Genomic DNA, 14,872 nt, shown 5'->3' with positions numbered 1-14,872 from the left:
TTATTGAAGACAAGCGGAAACTCGATTCATGCCGCGCCCTGCCCGCCCGCTCGCTGCGAACAAGTCGAACTCCAACGTCAGGATGCCCGAGAAGGGCGCGCCGGTGCCGCGCGCGCAGGCGGTCTACAAGGCGCTGCGGCGTGCCATCATCGAGCAGGCGCTGAAGCCAGGTGTGAAGCTGCCGGAGGATGCGATCGGCGAACAGCTCGGCGTCAGCCGCACGCTGGTGCGCGAAGCCTTCGGACGGCTGGCCGTCGAGGGCCTGGTCGAGCTCAAGCCCAATCGCGGCGCCAATGTCGCCTATCCGACGCTGGAGGAAGCGCGCGACGTCTTCGAGGTCCGCCGCGGGCTGGAGCGGCTCGTCGCCGAGAACCTTGCGGGTCGGCTGACCGCGGTACAATCGGCCGAGCTCGAGGCGCATGTGCGGCTGGAAGAAAAGGCACATGAGCAGGACGGGCCGGAATCGATCCGGCTGTCCGGCGAATTCCACATCAAGCTCGCCGAGATGACCGGCAACGCGCTGCTGCTGCGCTATGTCCAGGAAGCCTCGTCGCGCTGCTCGCTGATCCTCGCCATCTACGGCCGCCCGCACTCCTCCGAATGCGCCGTCTCCGAGCATCGCCAACTGATCGAAGCGCTGCGCGCCGGCGACGCCGCCCGCGCCGCCGCGCTGATGGACCACCACCTGCAATCGGTCGTCACCCGCGCCTTGCTGGCGCCGCGCGGCGAACGCGACATCCGCGACGTGCTCGCACCCTATGCCTTGAGTGAAGGATTGACCCCATCGTGACCCAGACGCTGACGCAGGACCGGTCGGCCGCCGCCGAGATCGTCACCTTCGACTTCGCCGCGCTGACGCCGCGCGAGCGCTACAAGCTGCTGATCGGCGCGGTGGTGCCGCGTCCGATCGCACTGGTGACCACGATCGACGCCAATGGCGTCGTCAACGCCGCCCCCTTCTCCTTCTTCAACTGTCTCTCGGCCGATCCGGCGATCCTGGCGCTTGGCGTCGAATACCGCCAGACCGGTGGGCAGAAGGACACCGGCCGCAATGTCCGCGAGACACTCGCCTTCACCGTTAACATCGTCTCGGATGCGCTGGTCGACGGCATGAATGCCTGCGCCGTGCCGTTCGAGCCGGGCACGGACGAACTGGCCGAGGCCGGCCTTTCAGCCATGCCCGGGGTCAAGGTGCCCTGCCCCTGGATCGGCCAGTCGCCGGCCGCCTTCGAATGCCGCCACCACACCACGCTCGGTATCGGCAATTCGCGCGAGATCATCCTGGGTGAGGTCGTCTACGCGCATTTCCGCGCCGACACCGTCGACCAGGTGAAGCACTATGTCGACCCGGTCGCACTCGACGCGATCGGCCGCATGGGCGGGCATGGCTATGCCACGACGCGCGACTATTTCGACCTGCCGACCATGTCCGTCGCCGATTGGCGCGGCGATCGTTCCAAGGCGAGGCGCACACGGCCCGACCGGCGCTGAACGAATGCGTCCTCTGCTCAGGAACGGTTGACCCCGACAGGATTTCCGCCAGCAATGCGGCCTCTTAAAATCAGTTCGACGAGGCCCCCATGAACAAGCACGTCTCCGGGATCGATGCCAACAAGCTCGACAAGCTGGCGCAGGTCGCGATCAAGGTGGGCCTCAACCTGCAGCCGGGACAGGACCTGTTCCTGACCGCCCCGGTCGCGGCGCTGCCGCTGGTACGGCGCATCGCCGAGCACGCCTACAAGGCGGGCGCCGGCCTCGTCACGCCGATCCTCTCCGACGAGGCGCTGACGCTGGCGCGCTATCGTTTCGGGCAGGATGCCAGCTTCGACCGCGCCCCGTCCTGGCTCTATGAGGGCGTCGGCAAGGCCTTCGCCGCCAACACGGCGCGCCTCGCCATCGTCGGCGACAATCCGATGCTGCTCGCCGAGCAGGACCCGGCCAAGGTCGCCCGCGCCAACAAAGCGAACTCGATCGCCTACCAGCCGGCGCTGGAGAAGATCGCCAATTTCGACATCAACTGGAACATCGTCTCCTATCCCGGCACGGCCTGGGCCCAGCAGGTGTTTCCGGGAGATGCCGAAGAGGTCGCGGTCGCCCGTCTCGCCGAGGCGATCTTCGCGGCCTCGCGCGTCGATCGTGACGACCCGATCGCGGCCTGGGCGGAGCACAATGCGGCCCTAGCGCAGCGCACCAAATGGCTGAACGGCCAGCGCTTCTCGGCGCTGCATTTCACCGGCCCGGGCACGAATCTGACCATCGGCCTCGCCGACGGCCATGAATGGGAGGGCGGCGCCTCGACCGCCAAGAATGGCATTACCTGCAACGCCAACATCCCGACCGAAGAGGTCTTCACCACCCCGCATGCCCGCCGTGTCGAGGGCCATGTCTCCTCGACCAAGCCACTCTCCTATCAGGGCACGCTGATCGACAACATCCAGGTGCGCTTCGAGGAAGGCCGGATCGTCGAGGCCAAGGCGAGCCGCGGCGAAGAGGTGCTGAACAAGGTGCTCGACACCGACGAGGGCGCGCGCCGTCTCGGCGAGGTCGCGCTGGTGCCGCACTCATCGCCGATCTCGCAGAGCGGTATCCTGTTCTACAATACGCTCTTCGACGAGAACGCCTCCTGCCACATCGCGCTCGGCCAGTGCTATTCGAAGTGCTTCATCGACGGCACCAAGCTGACGCCGGAGCAGATCGCGGCGCAGGGCGGCAACAAGAGCCTGATCCATATCGACTGGATGATCGGCTCCGGGGAGATCGACATCGACGGAATCAAGCCCGATGGCAGCCGCGTTGCGGTCTTCCGCAAGGGCGAGTGGGCCTGAGAAGCACCGCTCCCGTCATTGCGAGCGCTGCGAAGCAATCCAGGGAGACGTAGAGCGCTGCCGCTCCTGGATTGCTTCGTCGCTACGCTTCTCGCAACGACGGGGAGCGCAGCCTCGCAGCACACCCCTTAACCGATCCGCCCCAGCGCCCGCTCGATCGTCGTGAATATCTCCTCGATCTGCGCGGGCGCGATGACCAATGGCGGCGACAGCACCAGCGTGTCGCCGGCATTGCGGACCAGCACGCCGGCGTCGAGGCAGAGCGCATTCGCCTCCCCGCCCCTGGCGCCATCGGCACCGGGACGTGGCGCAAGATCGATCGCGCAGAGCAGGCCCGCGGTGCGGATGTCGACGACATGGGCCGCGCCCTTCAGCCGGTGCGCCCGCTCCTCCCAGAGCGGCAGCACCTTGGCGAGGCTACCCAGGATGTCCTGCTCGGCAAAGACGTCGAGCGTCGCGAGGCCGGCTGCACAGGCGAGCGGATGGGCCGAATAGGTATAACCGTGGAAGAGCTCGATCGCCTCGGGCGGGCCGGCCATGAAGGCCTCGTAGACGTGGCCGGCGACGAGGACGCCGCCCATCGGCACCGCGCCATTGGTCATGCCCTTGGCGCAGCTCATCAGGTCGGGCCTGACGCCATAGGCCTGCGCCGCGAACGGACTGCCCAGCCGGCCGAAGCCGGTGATGACCTCGTCGAAGATCAGCAGGATGCCGTGCCGGTCGCAGATCGCGCGCAGGCATTCGAGATAACCCTTTGGCGGCGGATAGACCCCGCCCGAGCCGGTCACCGGCTCGACGATGACGGCCGCGACGGTCGCGGGATCATGGATCTGCAGCAGGGTCTCCAGCGCCTCGGCCTCGACGAGACCGCCTTCCGGCCGGCCGCGTGAGAACGCCATCGTCGCTCGATCATAGGGCAAGGGTAGATGCGCGACATCGGGCAGCAACGGCCCGAAGGCGGCTTTGTGCCGGCCGATGCCTGAGACCGAGAGCCCGCCCCAGCCCATGCCGTGATAACCCTTGGCCCGGCCGATAAGCTTGGTCCGCCCGGCCTGGCCGCGCGCCTGATGGTAGGCGCGCGCGATCTTCAAGGCGGTATCGACCGCCTCCGAGCCGGAATTGACGAAGAAGACGTGGTCGATGCCCTCCGGCGCGAAGTCGCAGAGCCTGGCAGCATAGGCCTGCGCGTCGGGATGGCTCATCTTGAACGACGAGACGAAATCGAGCCGGCCGGCGGCCGCGCGGATCGCCTCCGTGATCTTCGCCTGGCCATGACCGGCGTTGACGCACCAGAGCCCGGCCATGCCGTCGAGCACCCGCCGCCCGTTCGGGGTGATGTAGTGCATGCCTTCCGCCCGCTCGAACAGCAGCGGCGCCTGCCGGAAAGCGCGCATCGGCGTAAACGGCATCCAGAATGCGTCGGGAGCGTTGTCGCGGCGGCTTTCGGGGGCAAGTGCATGAGCGGTCATCAGCGGGTCCTCGCTATCAATGACCGCATGATGTATTTTGTAAATTCAAAAGACAATAGCGAGAATGCCGGGCAGTCTCAGTCCAGCCCGTCCGGCCTGCGCAACTGCATGGCGCGCTGGAGATGGCTGCGCATCAGCGCACTGGCGAGCTGAAGATCGCCGGCCTCGATCGTCTCGAGCATCTGCAGATGCTCGCGGCTGTTCACCACAACGCGCTCATAGCCATAGGTCCAATCGTAATTGGAGAGCCGGCGCATCTGGTTCTGGCGGCGGATGGCGGAGTGGATGAAGCGGTTGCCGGAGGCGGCCGCCAGCCCCTCATGGAAATCGGCGTTCATCTCGTAGAAGCCGATCGCCGAGCTTTCCTTCCAGGGCTGCGACAGGGTCAGCTCGTGCCGGGCCCTCATCTCGTCGATCCAGCCTTGGTCGAGCGCAAAGCCTGGCTCCAGAAAGACCATCGGCTCGATCAGCAGGCGAAAGCGATAGCGCTCGTCATGGGCAGACTGATCGCGCGCCTCGTGCAGGAAGCGCCAGCCATAGCCGCGCTTGCGCTCGACCATGTCGAGATCGGCGAGCCGCGCCATCAGGCGCTGCACCTCGGGCCGGCCGAGCTCGTAGCGCCGCATCAGTTCGAGCTCGGAAATCTCATCGGGCAAGTGCCCGCCATGGCGATCCTGCGCAACCTTGACCATGACGAGCTCGGTCGCATCGGCGCTGGCGCCTTGATCGGCAGGCGCCTCCGGCGCGCTGAGCAGCTCGACGCCCTTGTTCGGATGCCGGCGCACCAGTCCTTGCCGGGCAAGGTGGTCGATCGCGGCGCGCACCGGCGTGCGCGAGACGTTGAGGCGGCGCGCCGCGCTGTTCTCGTTGAGCCAGGCGCCAACCTGAAGTCCATCCTCCCGCACCATTTGCATGATGCGTTCGGCGATCTCCTGCTGCAATCGCGTCGGTGCCGTCATGAGAAGACTCTTGATTGTCTTAGTTTGAAATGAAATACATTATAGCCAGACACATCACCAGCGCGAACCCGCGGAGATCCGGCCATGGTCGAACCCTTTCCCTTCGTCGATGTCGCCGGCACGCCCTATGAGCGCGGCCGCCAGCATGGTGCGGCGGTGCCGAAGCGCGTCAAGCGCTCGATCGAACTCTATGGCGGACAGCTCGGCGAGCTCGGCTATGACGCCGCCGCCAAGTCGCGACTGATCGGCGAGTTCGCCCGCGAGATCGAAGCCTTCGGCGCTCATTATGTCGAGGAAATGCGCGGCATCGCCGATGGAGCCGGCGTCACGCTCGAAGACGTCATCATGATCAATGCCCGCACCGAGGTGATCGCCAAGGCGAAGCTGGAGAAGAACAGGCCGGTCGGGGCTGAGGAGGAGCTCGACGACGGCTGCACCGGCGCGATCATCCTGCCCGAGCGCAGTGCCTCGGGCGAGCTGATCCACGGCCAGAACTGGGACTGGAAGGCCGAATGCGCGGAGACGGCGATCGTGCTGCGCGTGCGCCGCAATGACGGCCCCGATTTCCTGACCTTCGTCGAGGCCGGTGGCCTCGCCCGTTGCGGCATGAACGCAGCCGGCATCTCGATCACCGCCAATTATCTCGAAAGCGAGCGCGACTTCACCCAGACCGGCGTGCCGCTCGCCCTGATCCGTCGCAAGGTGCTGGAGCAGGAGCATTTCGCCTACGCGATCAAGGCGGTCGCGACGACGCCGAAAGCCTGCTCGAACAACATGATGCTCTCGACGATCGCCGGCTTCGGCATCGACTTCGAATGCGCGCCCGACGCCGCCTTCCCGCTCTATCCCGAGGACGGGCTCATCGTGCACGCCAATCACTGGGTCGGCCAGGTCGCGCTGACCAAGCTCACCGACACCGGCATCCCGCGCGTGCCCGAGAGCTTCTACCGCGACTGGCGCGTCAGGAAGCTGCTGAACGAGGCCGGTCGCAAGCTCACAGCGGACGATCTCAAGGAGGCCTTCTTCGACGATTTCCTGACGCCGCATTCGGTCTGCCGGCCGCCGCGCCTCAACGACACCGGCAATCTCTCCGCCACCGTCTCGATGGTGATCATGCAGCCGGCCAAGGGCACCATGGAGGTCGCACCGCTCCCGGCCCTCAACCGCATATTCACCCGCTACAGCCTGACCGACGAGCCGGTGACGCTGGCGCAGGCCGCCGAATAGGGCGGCCAAGCCAGACAGCATCCAAGCCAAAACCAAAAGACAAGGGGAACCCGCCGATGCACAACCGACGCCGCCTTTCCCTAGCCCTCGCCGGATTGGGCCTTGCAACCGCTGCCGCCCTGCCGGCTGCGGCCGCGACGTTGCGGGTCCACCTGAATGCCGACATCCGCGGCATCAATCCGGGTATCAACCGCGACGACAACACTGACGCCGTGATGCTGCATGTCGTCGAGGGGCTCGTCGCCTATGGCGAGGATTCGGAGGTGAAGCCGCTGCTCGCCGAAAAGGTCGAGGTTTCACCAGACGGGCTCAGCTACACCTTCACCCTGCGCAAGGGCCTCAAATTCCACAACGGGGCCGAGGTGACGTCGGCCGACATGGTCTGGAGCTGGAACCACTATATGAACGCCAAGGCCGACTGGCGCTGCCTGTCGGAATTCGATGGGCGCGGCCGCGTCAAGGTCGAGGCGGTGACGGCGCCCGATCCAGCGACCGTCGTCTTCAAGCTGGACAAGCCGAGCTCGCTCTTTCTCGCCAATCTCGCCCGCACCGACTGCGCGATGACGGCGATCCTGCACAAGGATTCGCTGAAAGCCGACGGTTCCTTCGACAAGCCGATCGGCACCGGCCCCTACAAGTTCGCCGAGTGGAAGCGCGGCGAGTTCGTCCGCCTGACCCGCAACGAGGCCTATGCCAGCCTGCCGGGCGCGCCCAACGGCTATACCGGCGGCAAGCGCCCGCTCGTCGACGAAATCCGCTTCATGGTCATCCCGGACGGCGCCACCGCCAAGGCGGCGCTGCTGCGCGGCGATGTCGATGTGATCCCGGACGTCGCCAATGCCGAGGTCAAGGAGCTCAAGAAGGACCAGCGCATCGGACTTTCGATCACGCCGAACATGGGCCTGGTCGGCATCCTCCTGCAGACCCGCGACCCGCTGCTGGGAAACGTCAAGCTGCGCCAGGCGATCGCGGCGGCAATCGACACCGAGGAACTCGTGGCGCAGGTCACGGACGGGCTCGGCAAGCGCAACAACTCGATCGTGCCGTCGATGTCGTCCTATTACGGCCCGGTCCAGGCTAAAGGCTATACCTACGACCTCGCCGCGGCCAGGAAGCTGCTGCAGGAAGCCGGCTACAAGGGCGAGCCGCTGGTGATGATCGCCAACAAGCGCTACCCGCAGAGCTTCGACGCCGCCGTCGTTTCGCAGCAGATGCTGCAGGCTGCCGGCATCAACGTCCAGATCGAGGTGCTCGAATGGGCGACGCAGCTCGACCGCTATACCAAGGGCAACTACCAGCTCCAGGCCTTCCCTTATTCGGCCAGGCTCGACCCCGCTCTCAGCTTCGAATCGATGACCGGCCCGAAGGCGACGCAGCCGCGCAAGGTCTGGGACACCCCGGAATCACAGGCGCTGCTCGACAAGTCGATGGTCGTCTCCGACAAGGCCGAGCGCCAGAAGCTGTTCGACGAACTGCACCAGCGCTTCATCGCCGAGGTGCCGATGGTGATGCTCTATAACGGCATCGACGCCGGCGCCTATGGCAAGCGGGTCAAGGGCTACAAATCCTCGATCCTGTCGAAACCGCGACTCTGGGAAGTCACGGTCGCGGACTAGGCCGCACCACCGGCCTCGATCAGGTCCTTGAGGATGTGCTGGCTGATCAGCTCGGCCAGACGCTCTCCATCCCCGGCGCGAATCGCCGCGACCATGGCGTGGTGGTCCGCATCACTGGCGAGCAGGGCCTGATGCGAGGCCCAGACCGTGACCGCCGAACCGCGCGAGCGGTCGCGCAGGCTCCAGATCGTCTCCGCCAGCACCGGATTGCCGCAATGGGCATAGATCAGGCTATGGAAGGCGCGGTTGATCTCGCTCTGCTCGACGCGCGTACCGCTCTGCACGGCACGGCTGAACTCGTGGGCGAGTGCATTGAGCCTCGCAACGGCGGCATCATCGATCCTGCCGATCACCAGGCGGGAGGCCGCACTCTCCAGGATGATGCGGGTGTCGCGGATCGCGCGGTAGGTGGCGAGATCGATCTCGACAACGCGGTAGCCGCGATTGGGCACGTGCTCGATCGTCTTGCGTATGGCGAGCTCGTCGAGCGCCGTGCGGACATCGAAGCGCGTCGCCTGGAAGGCTTCTTCCAGATCGATCTGGCGCAGCCATTCGCCCGGACGATAGGCGCGGATATGGATCGCCTTGGCGATCTCGTTGGCCAGTTCGCCCTTGGCGCGCTGGCGGGTTTTCGGACGGCTGGCCATGACGGGTCTCTAGAGCATTGCAATGACGCTTGCGAGCCGGCTCGCACGTCTCGCGCACAGGCCACTCAGCATCGGTCGAATCCGGCTTGCGGCTCCATCCGTATCATGCAACAAAATTGGCGCCAATCTTATAGCCAATCAGGACCCGCCGTATGACCGCTCCCGCTGCAAAGCCCGCCAAGCAGGACGACGCGGCGGCGATCGCCCGCGCGCTCTACGACCTCGGCCCGACCCCGGTGATCGCCTGCAAGGCCGATCCCCGCTTCAGCTATTGCCTCTATGTGCCAAAGAGCCTCGGCAAGGGCGGCCAGCCTCCCGAGCTCGTCGTCACCATGCACGGCACCGGGCGCGGCTTCACCGGCTATCGCGACGCCTTCGAGGCCTTCGGCCGCTGGAACAACTGCGTCATCCTCGCCCCGCTCTTCCCGATCGGCGTGATGGGCGACGGCAACCGCAACGGCTTCAAATACATGCGCGAAGGCGAGGTCCGTTACGACCACATCCTGCTCGCCATGGTCGAGGAGGTCGCCCAGCATTACGGCCTGCGCTTCGACCGCTTCGCCCTGTTCGGCTATTCCGGCGGCGGCCACTTTGCGCACCGCTTCCTGATGCTTCAGCCGCACAAGCTCTGGGCCGCCTCGATCGGTGCGCCAGGCTCGGTGACGCTGCTCGACCCGACGCGCGACTGGTGGGTCGGCACCCGCAACATGGCCGAGCTCTTCGGCAGCGCGCCCGATGTCGAGGCGATGCGGAAGGTCGCGGTCCAGATGATCGTCGGTGCCGCCGATCTCGAGACCTGGGAGATCACCCACAAGCCCGGCGACCGAAGCTGGATGCCGGACGCCAATCGCGCCGGCACGAACCGCCCGGAACGGCTCGACAGCCTGCGTCGCAATTTCGAGGAGCACGGCATCGACGTGCGCTTCGATCTCGTGCCGAACATGCCGCATGACGGGCTGAAGGCGGTCTCGCGAGTCGAGGACTTCTTCGCCGAGGAGCTCGCCAAGCGCCGATCCGGCGCGGCCAGGGCAGCCTGACGCCAGCAATCGCACGTACGAGACAAAACCAAGACAACAAGACAAAGAGGGGAATTGCCGATGAACCGCCTGCTCGCCTCCGCCTTCGCTTTGCTGGCGCTCGCCAGCCCCGCCGCGGCGCAGTCCATCACGGTGGCGGTTGCCGCCGACATCCGCAGCAACAATCCCGGCGTCAATCGCGACGACAACACCGACGATTTCGCGCTGCAATTGGTCGAGGGCCTCGTCGGCTACAATGAGGGCGGCGTCGCGACGCCATTGCTCGCCGAGAAGGTCGACCTCTCCGCCGACGGCAAGACCTACACCTTCACGCTGCGCCAGGGCGTCAAGTTCCACAACGGCGCCGAGCTGACCTCGGCCGACGTGCTGTGGAACTGGACGCGCTACATGGACGCCAAGACCGACTGGCGCTGCACCTCGGAATTCGACGGCCGCTCCGGCCTCAAGGTCGAGGCGGTGACCGCGCCCGATGCCCGCACCGTCGTCATGCAGATCGACAAGCCGAACGCGCTCTTCCTCGACACGCTCGCCCGCACCGACTGCGCGATGACCGCGATCCTGCACAAGGATTCGGTCAAGGCCGACGGCTCCTGGGACAAGCCGATCGGCACCGGCCCCTACAAGTTCGGCGAGTGGAAGCGCGGCGAGTACTTCACCATGACCGCTTTCGACGGCTACAAGTCGCCGAAGGACGGCGGCAAGGCCGACGGCTATGTCGGCTCCAAGCGGCCGCTGCTCAAGGAGGTCAAGTTCCTGGTCGTCAAGGACCCGGCAACGGTCAAGGCCGGCCTGATCTCCGGCGCTCTCGACATGGCCGAGATCCTGCCGAGCGACGCGGCCGAGCTGAAGAAGAATTCGAAGCTCTCGGTCGCGGCCGAACCCAATGCCGTCAGGCACGTCTTCCTGATCCAGACCAGGGACGCGGTGATGGGCAACCAGAAGCTGCGCCAGGCGATCGCCGCCTCGCTCGACATGGATGAGATCGTCGCCTCCTTCTACAACGACCTTGGCAAGCCCAACACGTCGCCGATCTATTCCGGCTCGAGCTATTTCGGCGAGGTCGAGAAGAAGGGCCATGTCTACGACGCGGCCCGCGCCAAAGTCCTGCTCAAGGAGGCCGGCTACAAGGGCGAGAAGATCGTCATCCTCGCCAACAAGCGCCCGGTCGTGCCGAGCTTCCCGGCCGCTGTGGTGGCGCAGCAGATGCTGCAATCCGTCGGCGTCAACGCCGAGATCGAAGTGCTCGACTGGGCGACCCAGCTCGACCGCTTCAACAAGGGCAACTACCAGATGCAGTCCTTCTCCTTCTCGGCCCGCTTCGATCCCGCCATCGCCTTCGAGCAGTTCTCGGGGCCGAAGGACAAGCAGCCGCGCAAGACCTGGGACAATCCGGAGGCGCAAAAGCTGATCGACAAGCTCTACGTCACCTCCGACCGGGGCGAACGGCAGAAGCTCGTCGACGAGCTGCACAGGCGCGTCATCGACGAAGTCCCGATGATCTTCGCCTTCAACGGCCTCGACATCATCGCCCATGCCAAGCGCGTCCAGGGCTTCAAGCCGTGGCAGTCGAAGCTGCGCATGTGGGAAGTGACGCTGGCGAACTGACGCCAACTGCCACCGCGCATCCGGGAGGAAACCGATGCTGCGCTTCGCGCTGACGCGCATTCTCATGTCCGTGCCGACACTGTTGATCGTGTCGGTCTCGGTCTTCGCGCTGATCAGGCTGATCCCTGGCGATCCGGCCTCGCTGATGCTGGGGGATCTGGCTACGCCGGCTTCGATCGCCGACCTGCAGGCGCGGCTCGGCCTCGACCAGAGCCTGCCGGTGCAGTTCGGCATCTGGTTCGGGAACCTGCTCAAGGGCGATCTCGGCCAGTCGATCAACTCGCAGCAGGCGGTTCTGCCGCTGATCCTGCAGCGCTTCTGGATCTCGGCCCAGATCGTGCTGGTCGCGGTCGCGCTCGCCAGCCTCGTCGCGGTTCCCGCAGGCGTGCTCGCCGCCTGGAAGCAGGACACCTCGCTCGACTTCAGCCTCGTCGCCGTCGCGACGCTGCTGCTCTCGATCCCGACCTTCTGGCTCGGCCTGCTGCTGCTGCTGTTCTTCGGGCTGAAGCTCGAATGGCTGCCGGTGGTCGGCTACGTCTCGATCGCCGAAAGCCCCCTGGCCGGCATCCTCTATCTGATCATGCCGATCATGACGCTGTTCCTGCACGAGATCGGCGTGATCCTGCGTATGGCGCGCGCCTCGACGCTGGAGGTGCTGCGGCTCGACTACATCACCCATGCCCGCGCCAAGGGCCTGACCGAGAGCGCCGTGCTCTGGAACCACGCCTTCAAGAACGCCTTCGGGCCGACCTGGACGCTGATCGGCCTCGTGCTCGGCAATCTGTTAGGGGGCATCGCGGTGGTCGAGACAGTCTTCACCATCCCCGGCCTCGGCCGCCTGCTGGTCGATTCGATCTTCGCCCGCGACTACCCAGTGATCCAGGGGTGCATGCTCTTCGTCGCCTTCACCTATGTGCTGGTCAATCTGGTGATCGACCTCTGCTATCCGATCTTCGATCCCCGGGTGGCGGCGCAATGAGGCTCCCTGCTCCCAACGCCCTGGTCGGCGGCACTCTGATCGGCTTCCTCGGCCTCGTCGCCGCGGTCAGCGCGCTCTGGACGCCGTACGATCCCTTGCGGCTCTCCTTCCGCGCCAAGCTCGCGGCGCCCTCCGCCATGCACTGGCTCGGCACCGATGAATTCGGCCGCGACGTGCTCTCGCGATTGATGGCGGGCGCCGCGACCTCGGTCTGGATCAGCCTGCTGACGGTCGCACTCGCCGTCTCGCTCGGCACGGTGATCGGCCTGTTCTCCGGCTATGTCCGCGGCTGGGTCGACCGCACCATCATGGCCTTCAACGACGCGCTGCTGGCCTTCCCCGGGATCCTGCTGGCACTCGGCCTGCTCGCCGTGGTCGGCGCCAACAAATACGGCATCATCCTGGCGCTCGGCATCGCCTATGCGCCCTCCGTCGCCCGCATCGTCCGCGGCACTGTGCTCTCGCTGCGCGAGCGCGAGTTCATCTCGGCCTCGCGGGTGATGGGCAATTCGGAGGCCTTCACCATGGCCCGCCACATCCTGCCCAACTGCATCGCGCCGCTGACCGTGCTGGCGACCTCGATGTTCGGCTGGGTGCTGCTGGCGGAGAGCTCGCTCTCCTTCCTCGGCCTCGGCGTGCCGCCGCCGGCCCCGACCTGGGGCAATATGCTGGCGGGCTCGCGGCCCTATATCGGCCAGGCGGTCTGGCTCGGCATCTTCCCGGGCCTCTGCATCTCGCTGACCCTGCTCGGCATCAACCTGCTCGGCGACGCCCTGCGCGACAAGCTCGACCCGCGGATGAGGGGTGCGCGATGACCTCCACCAAGCCCCTGCTAGAGGTCGACGGCCTGACGCTGCGGATCGGTTCATCCGGCCGCACCGTCGTCAACAATGTCAGCTTCTCGGTCTCGCCCGGCGAGATCGTCGGCATCGTCGGCGAATCCGGATCGGGCAAGACGCTCGCCGCCCGCGCCGTGATGGGCTTCATCCCACCGGCGGTGCGCCTGATCTCGGGTTCGATCCGCTTCGACGGCGAGGAGGTCACGACCATGGCGCCAAAGCGCCTGCGGGCGATCCGCGGCGCCAAGGTCGGCATGGTCTTCCAGGAGCCGATGACCTCGCTCAACCCCTCCATGCTGATCGGGCGCCAGCTGGAGGAAGGCCTGGCGCTGCATCGCAAGCTCGACGCAAACGGCCGGCGCGAACTCATCCTCGACATGCTCCGGCGTGTCGGCATCCGCGATCCCGAGGGCGCGTTCAACGCCTATCCGCACCAGTATTCCGGCGGAATGCGCCAGCGCATCATGCTGGCCTCGGTGATGCTGCTGAAACCGGCCCTACTCCTCGCCGACGAGCCGACCACCGCGCTCGACGCTGTCGTCCAGCGCGACGTGATGGAGCTGATGGTCGACCTGACCAAGGAAAACGGCACCGCCGTGCTGCTGATCTCGCATGATCTCGGCATGGTCGCGCGCTATTGCAGCCGCATCGTCGTGATGTGCCAGGGCGACGTCGTCGAGCAGGGTAAGAGCGAAGACATCCTCGCCCGGCCGCAGCACCCCTATACCCGCAAGCTCCTCGCTGCGATGCCGCATCGCGAGCCGGCACGTGACCTGCCGGAAGCGGCGACGCCGCTGGTTTCGGTCGACGGTCTCGTCGTCGATTACGGCGGGCGCCAGGGCTTCTTCCGCAAGGAGCAGCCCAAGCGCGCCCTGCACGGCATCAGCCTCTCGGTGAAGCCGGGCGAGGTCGTCTCGGTCGTCGGCGGCTCGGGCTCCGGCAAGACCACCCTCGGCCACGCCATTGCCGGGCTGATCAAGCCGAGCGAGGGAGCGATCCTGTTCAACGGCAAGCCGATCGACAAGAGCGAGACGGCCTATTGGGACTATCGGCTGAACTGCCAGATGGTCTTCCAGGATCCCTATTCCTCGCTCGACCCGCGCATGACCATCGGAGAGCTCGTCGGCGAGCCGCTGCGGCTGGTCAAGGGCATGGGTGCTGCCGAGAAGAAGGCGCGGCTTGCCGAAGTTCTGGGCGAGGTCGGCCTCGGCGACGGCTTCGCCGAGCGCTATCCGCACGAGCTCTCCGGCGGCCAGCGTCAGCGCGTCGCCATCGCCCGCGCCATCATCCGGCGGCCGAGCTTCGTCATCGCCGACGAGCCGGTCTCGGCCCTCGATGTGACGGTGCGCGCGCAGGTGCTGGAGCTCTTCGCGCAGCTGCAGAAGAAGCACGGCTTCTCCTGCCTGTTCATCAGCCATGATCTCGGCGTGGTCGAGCAGGTCTCCGACCGCGTCGTCGTCATGCAGGACGGCCGCATCGTCGAAGAAGGCACGCGCGACCAGATCTTCGACGCCCCGCAGCACGACTACACCCGCAAGCTGCTCTCGGCCGTGCCCGGGCTGGAGAGTACCGAGGATGGTGGGGTGAGGCTGTTCTGGAGATTGAGCGAGCCGGCGTGATAAAGATCGCGGCCTCCCCTTCTCCCCTTGCGGGAGAAGGTGGCTCGGCG

At 66.2% G+C, this 14,872-nt stretch carries 13 protein-coding genes; 10 read left to right on the top strand and 3 right to left on the bottom strand.

What is annotated here, in order from left to right; translation table 11 throughout:
- Positions 1–82 precede the first annotated feature (82 nt).
- The 3 genes from V7S63_RS20450 (at position 83) to V7S63_RS20440 (ending at position 2,825) form a co-directional block, all read left to right on the top strand.
- On the top strand, positions 83–790 hold the full coding sequence (locus V7S63_RS20450) for a GntR family transcriptional regulator (protein ID WP_336531610.1): 708 nt from the start codon (positions 83–85) through the stop codon (positions 788–790).
- Positions 787–1,491, top strand: a complete 705-nt coding sequence (locus V7S63_RS20445; protein ID WP_336531555.1) for a flavin reductase family protein — start codon at positions 787–789, stop codon at positions 1,489–1,491. Before V7S63_RS20450 ends, V7S63_RS20445 begins: the two co-directional genes overlap by 4 nt.
- Positions 1,492–1,580: 89 nt before the next feature.
- Positions 1,581–2,825 carry an aminopeptidase gene (locus V7S63_RS20440; protein ID WP_336531554.1) on the top strand — a complete coding sequence of 415 codons (1,245 nt, stop codon included), beginning with the start codon at positions 1,581–1,583 and terminating at the stop codon, positions 2,823–2,825.
- 128 nt (positions 2,826–2,953) lie between these two features.
- Here the strand turns inward: V7S63_RS20440 and aptA are convergent, their stop codons facing one another.
- Both aptA and V7S63_RS20430 read right to left on the bottom strand, forming a co-directional pair.
- On the bottom strand, positions 2,954–4,294 hold the full coding sequence (aptA, locus tag V7S63_RS20435; protein ID WP_336531553.1) for an omega-aminotransferase AptA: 1,341 nt from the start codon (positions 4,292–4,294) through the stop codon (positions 2,954–2,956).
- A 77-nt stretch (positions 4,295–4,371) separates the two neighbouring features.
- Entirely contained in the window at positions 4,372–5,253 is an 882-nt protein-coding gene (locus V7S63_RS20430; RefSeq protein ID WP_336531552.1) for a GntR family transcriptional regulator, read from the bottom strand.
- Positions 5,254–5,337: 84 nt separating this feature from the next.
- Between V7S63_RS20430 and V7S63_RS20425 the strand changes: the two genes are divergently transcribed.
- Positions 5,338–6,480, top strand: coding sequence for a C45 family peptidase (locus tag V7S63_RS20425; protein ID WP_336531551.1), 1,143 nt, complete (start codon positions 5,338–5,340; stop codon positions 6,478–6,480).
- Between the two features lie 56 nt (positions 6,481–6,536).
- Positions 6,537–8,096, top strand: coding sequence for an ABC transporter substrate-binding protein (locus tag V7S63_RS20420; protein ID WP_336531550.1), 1,560 nt, complete (start codon positions 6,537–6,539; stop codon positions 8,094–8,096).
- On the opposite strand, the gene V7S63_RS20415 is transcribed toward V7S63_RS20420, so the two are convergent.
- Positions 8,093–8,743: a GntR family transcriptional regulator gene (locus tag V7S63_RS20415; protein ID WP_336531549.1), complete on the bottom strand. Its 651-nt coding sequence runs from the start codon at positions 8,741–8,743 to the stop codon at positions 8,093–8,095. The genes V7S63_RS20420 and V7S63_RS20415 overlap by 4 nt on opposite strands.
- Before the next feature lie 152 nt (positions 8,744–8,895).
- On the opposite strand from V7S63_RS20415, the gene V7S63_RS20410 reads away from it, so the two are divergent.
- Genes V7S63_RS20410 through V7S63_RS20390 form a run of 5 tightly spaced genes read left to right on the top strand, consistent with a single transcriptional unit; the run spans position 8,896 to position 14,822 of the window.
- Complete coding sequence (locus V7S63_RS20410) at positions 8,896–9,780, top strand: alpha/beta hydrolase family protein (protein WP_336531548.1); 885 nt, start codon at positions 8,896–8,898, stop codon at positions 9,778–9,780.
- A gap of 60 nt (positions 9,781–9,840) precedes the next feature.
- The gene (locus tag V7S63_RS20405; RefSeq protein ID WP_336531547.1) at positions 9,841–11,385 is read left to right on the top strand and encodes an ABC transporter substrate-binding protein; all 1,545 of its coding nucleotides are present in this window, start codon (positions 9,841–9,843) and stop codon (positions 11,383–11,385) included.
- Between the two features lie 34 nt (positions 11,386–11,419).
- Entirely contained in the window at positions 11,420–12,364 is a 945-nt protein-coding gene (locus tag V7S63_RS20400) for an ABC transporter permease (RefSeq protein WP_336531546.1), read from the top strand.
- Positions 12,361–13,179 (top strand): ABC transporter permease, encoded by an 819-nt coding sequence (locus V7S63_RS20395; protein ID WP_336531545.1) that lies wholly within the window; start codon positions 12,361–12,363, stop codon positions 13,177–13,179. The genes V7S63_RS20400 and V7S63_RS20395 overlap by 4 nt, the downstream gene beginning before the upstream one ends.
- Positions 13,176–14,822 (top strand): ABC transporter ATP-binding protein, encoded by a 1,647-nt coding sequence (locus tag V7S63_RS20390; protein WP_336531544.1) that lies wholly within the window; start codon positions 13,176–13,178, stop codon positions 14,820–14,822. The genes V7S63_RS20395 and V7S63_RS20390 overlap by 4 nt, the downstream gene beginning before the upstream one ends.
- The last annotated feature ends 50 nt before the right edge of the window (positions 14,823–14,872 follow it).

The organism is Allobosea sp. CCNWLY174 (assembly GCF_037120455.1).
In the GTDB taxonomy this organism is placed as follows: Bacteria; Pseudomonadota; Alphaproteobacteria; order Rhizobiales; family Beijerinckiaceae; genus Allobosea; species Allobosea lupini.
The sequence above is the reverse complement of the archived record's forward strand: the minus strand, read 5'-3'. Positions and strand labels throughout refer to the sequence as shown.

Bases quoted from the DNA above. Each gene is read 5' to 3' on its own strand.
- V7S63_RS20450 (WP_336531610.1), top strand. From the start codon at position 83: ATGCCCGAGAAGGGCGCGCCGGTGCCGCGCGCGCAGGCGGTCTACAAG.
- V7S63_RS20440 (WP_336531554.1), top strand. From the start codon at position 1,581: ATGAACAAGCACGTCTCCGGGATCGATGCCAACAAGCTCGACAAGCTG.
- aptA (WP_336531553.1), bottom strand. From the start codon at position 4,294: ATGACCGCTCATGCACTTGCCCCCGAAAGCCGCCGCGACAACGCTCCC.
- V7S63_RS20430 (WP_336531552.1), bottom strand. From the start codon at position 5,253: ATGACGGCACCGACGCGATTGCAGCAGGAGATCGCCGAACGCATCATG.
- V7S63_RS20425 (WP_336531551.1), top strand. From the start codon at position 5,338: ATGGTCGAACCCTTTCCCTTCGTCGATGTCGCCGGCACGCCCTATGAG.
- V7S63_RS20420 (WP_336531550.1), top strand. From the start codon at position 6,537: ATGCACAACCGACGCCGCCTTTCCCTAGCCCTCGCCGGATTGGGCCTT.
- V7S63_RS20415 (WP_336531549.1), bottom strand. From the start codon at position 8,743: ATGGCCAGCCGTCCGAAAACCCGCCAGCGCGCCAAGGGCGAACTGGCC.
- V7S63_RS20410 (WP_336531548.1), top strand. From the start codon at position 8,896: ATGACCGCTCCCGCTGCAAAGCCCGCCAAGCAGGACGACGCGGCGGCG.
- V7S63_RS20405 (WP_336531547.1), top strand. From the start codon at position 9,841: ATGAACCGCCTGCTCGCCTCCGCCTTCGCTTTGCTGGCGCTCGCCAGC.
- V7S63_RS20400 (WP_336531546.1), top strand. From the start codon at position 11,420: ATGCTGCGCTTCGCGCTGACGCGCATTCTCATGTCCGTGCCGACACTG.
- V7S63_RS20395 (WP_336531545.1), top strand. From the start codon at position 12,361: ATGAGGCTCCCTGCTCCCAACGCCCTGGTCGGCGGCACTCTGATCGGC.
- V7S63_RS20390 (WP_336531544.1), top strand. From the start codon at position 13,176: ATGACCTCCACCAAGCCCCTGCTAGAGGTCGACGGCCTGACGCTGCGG.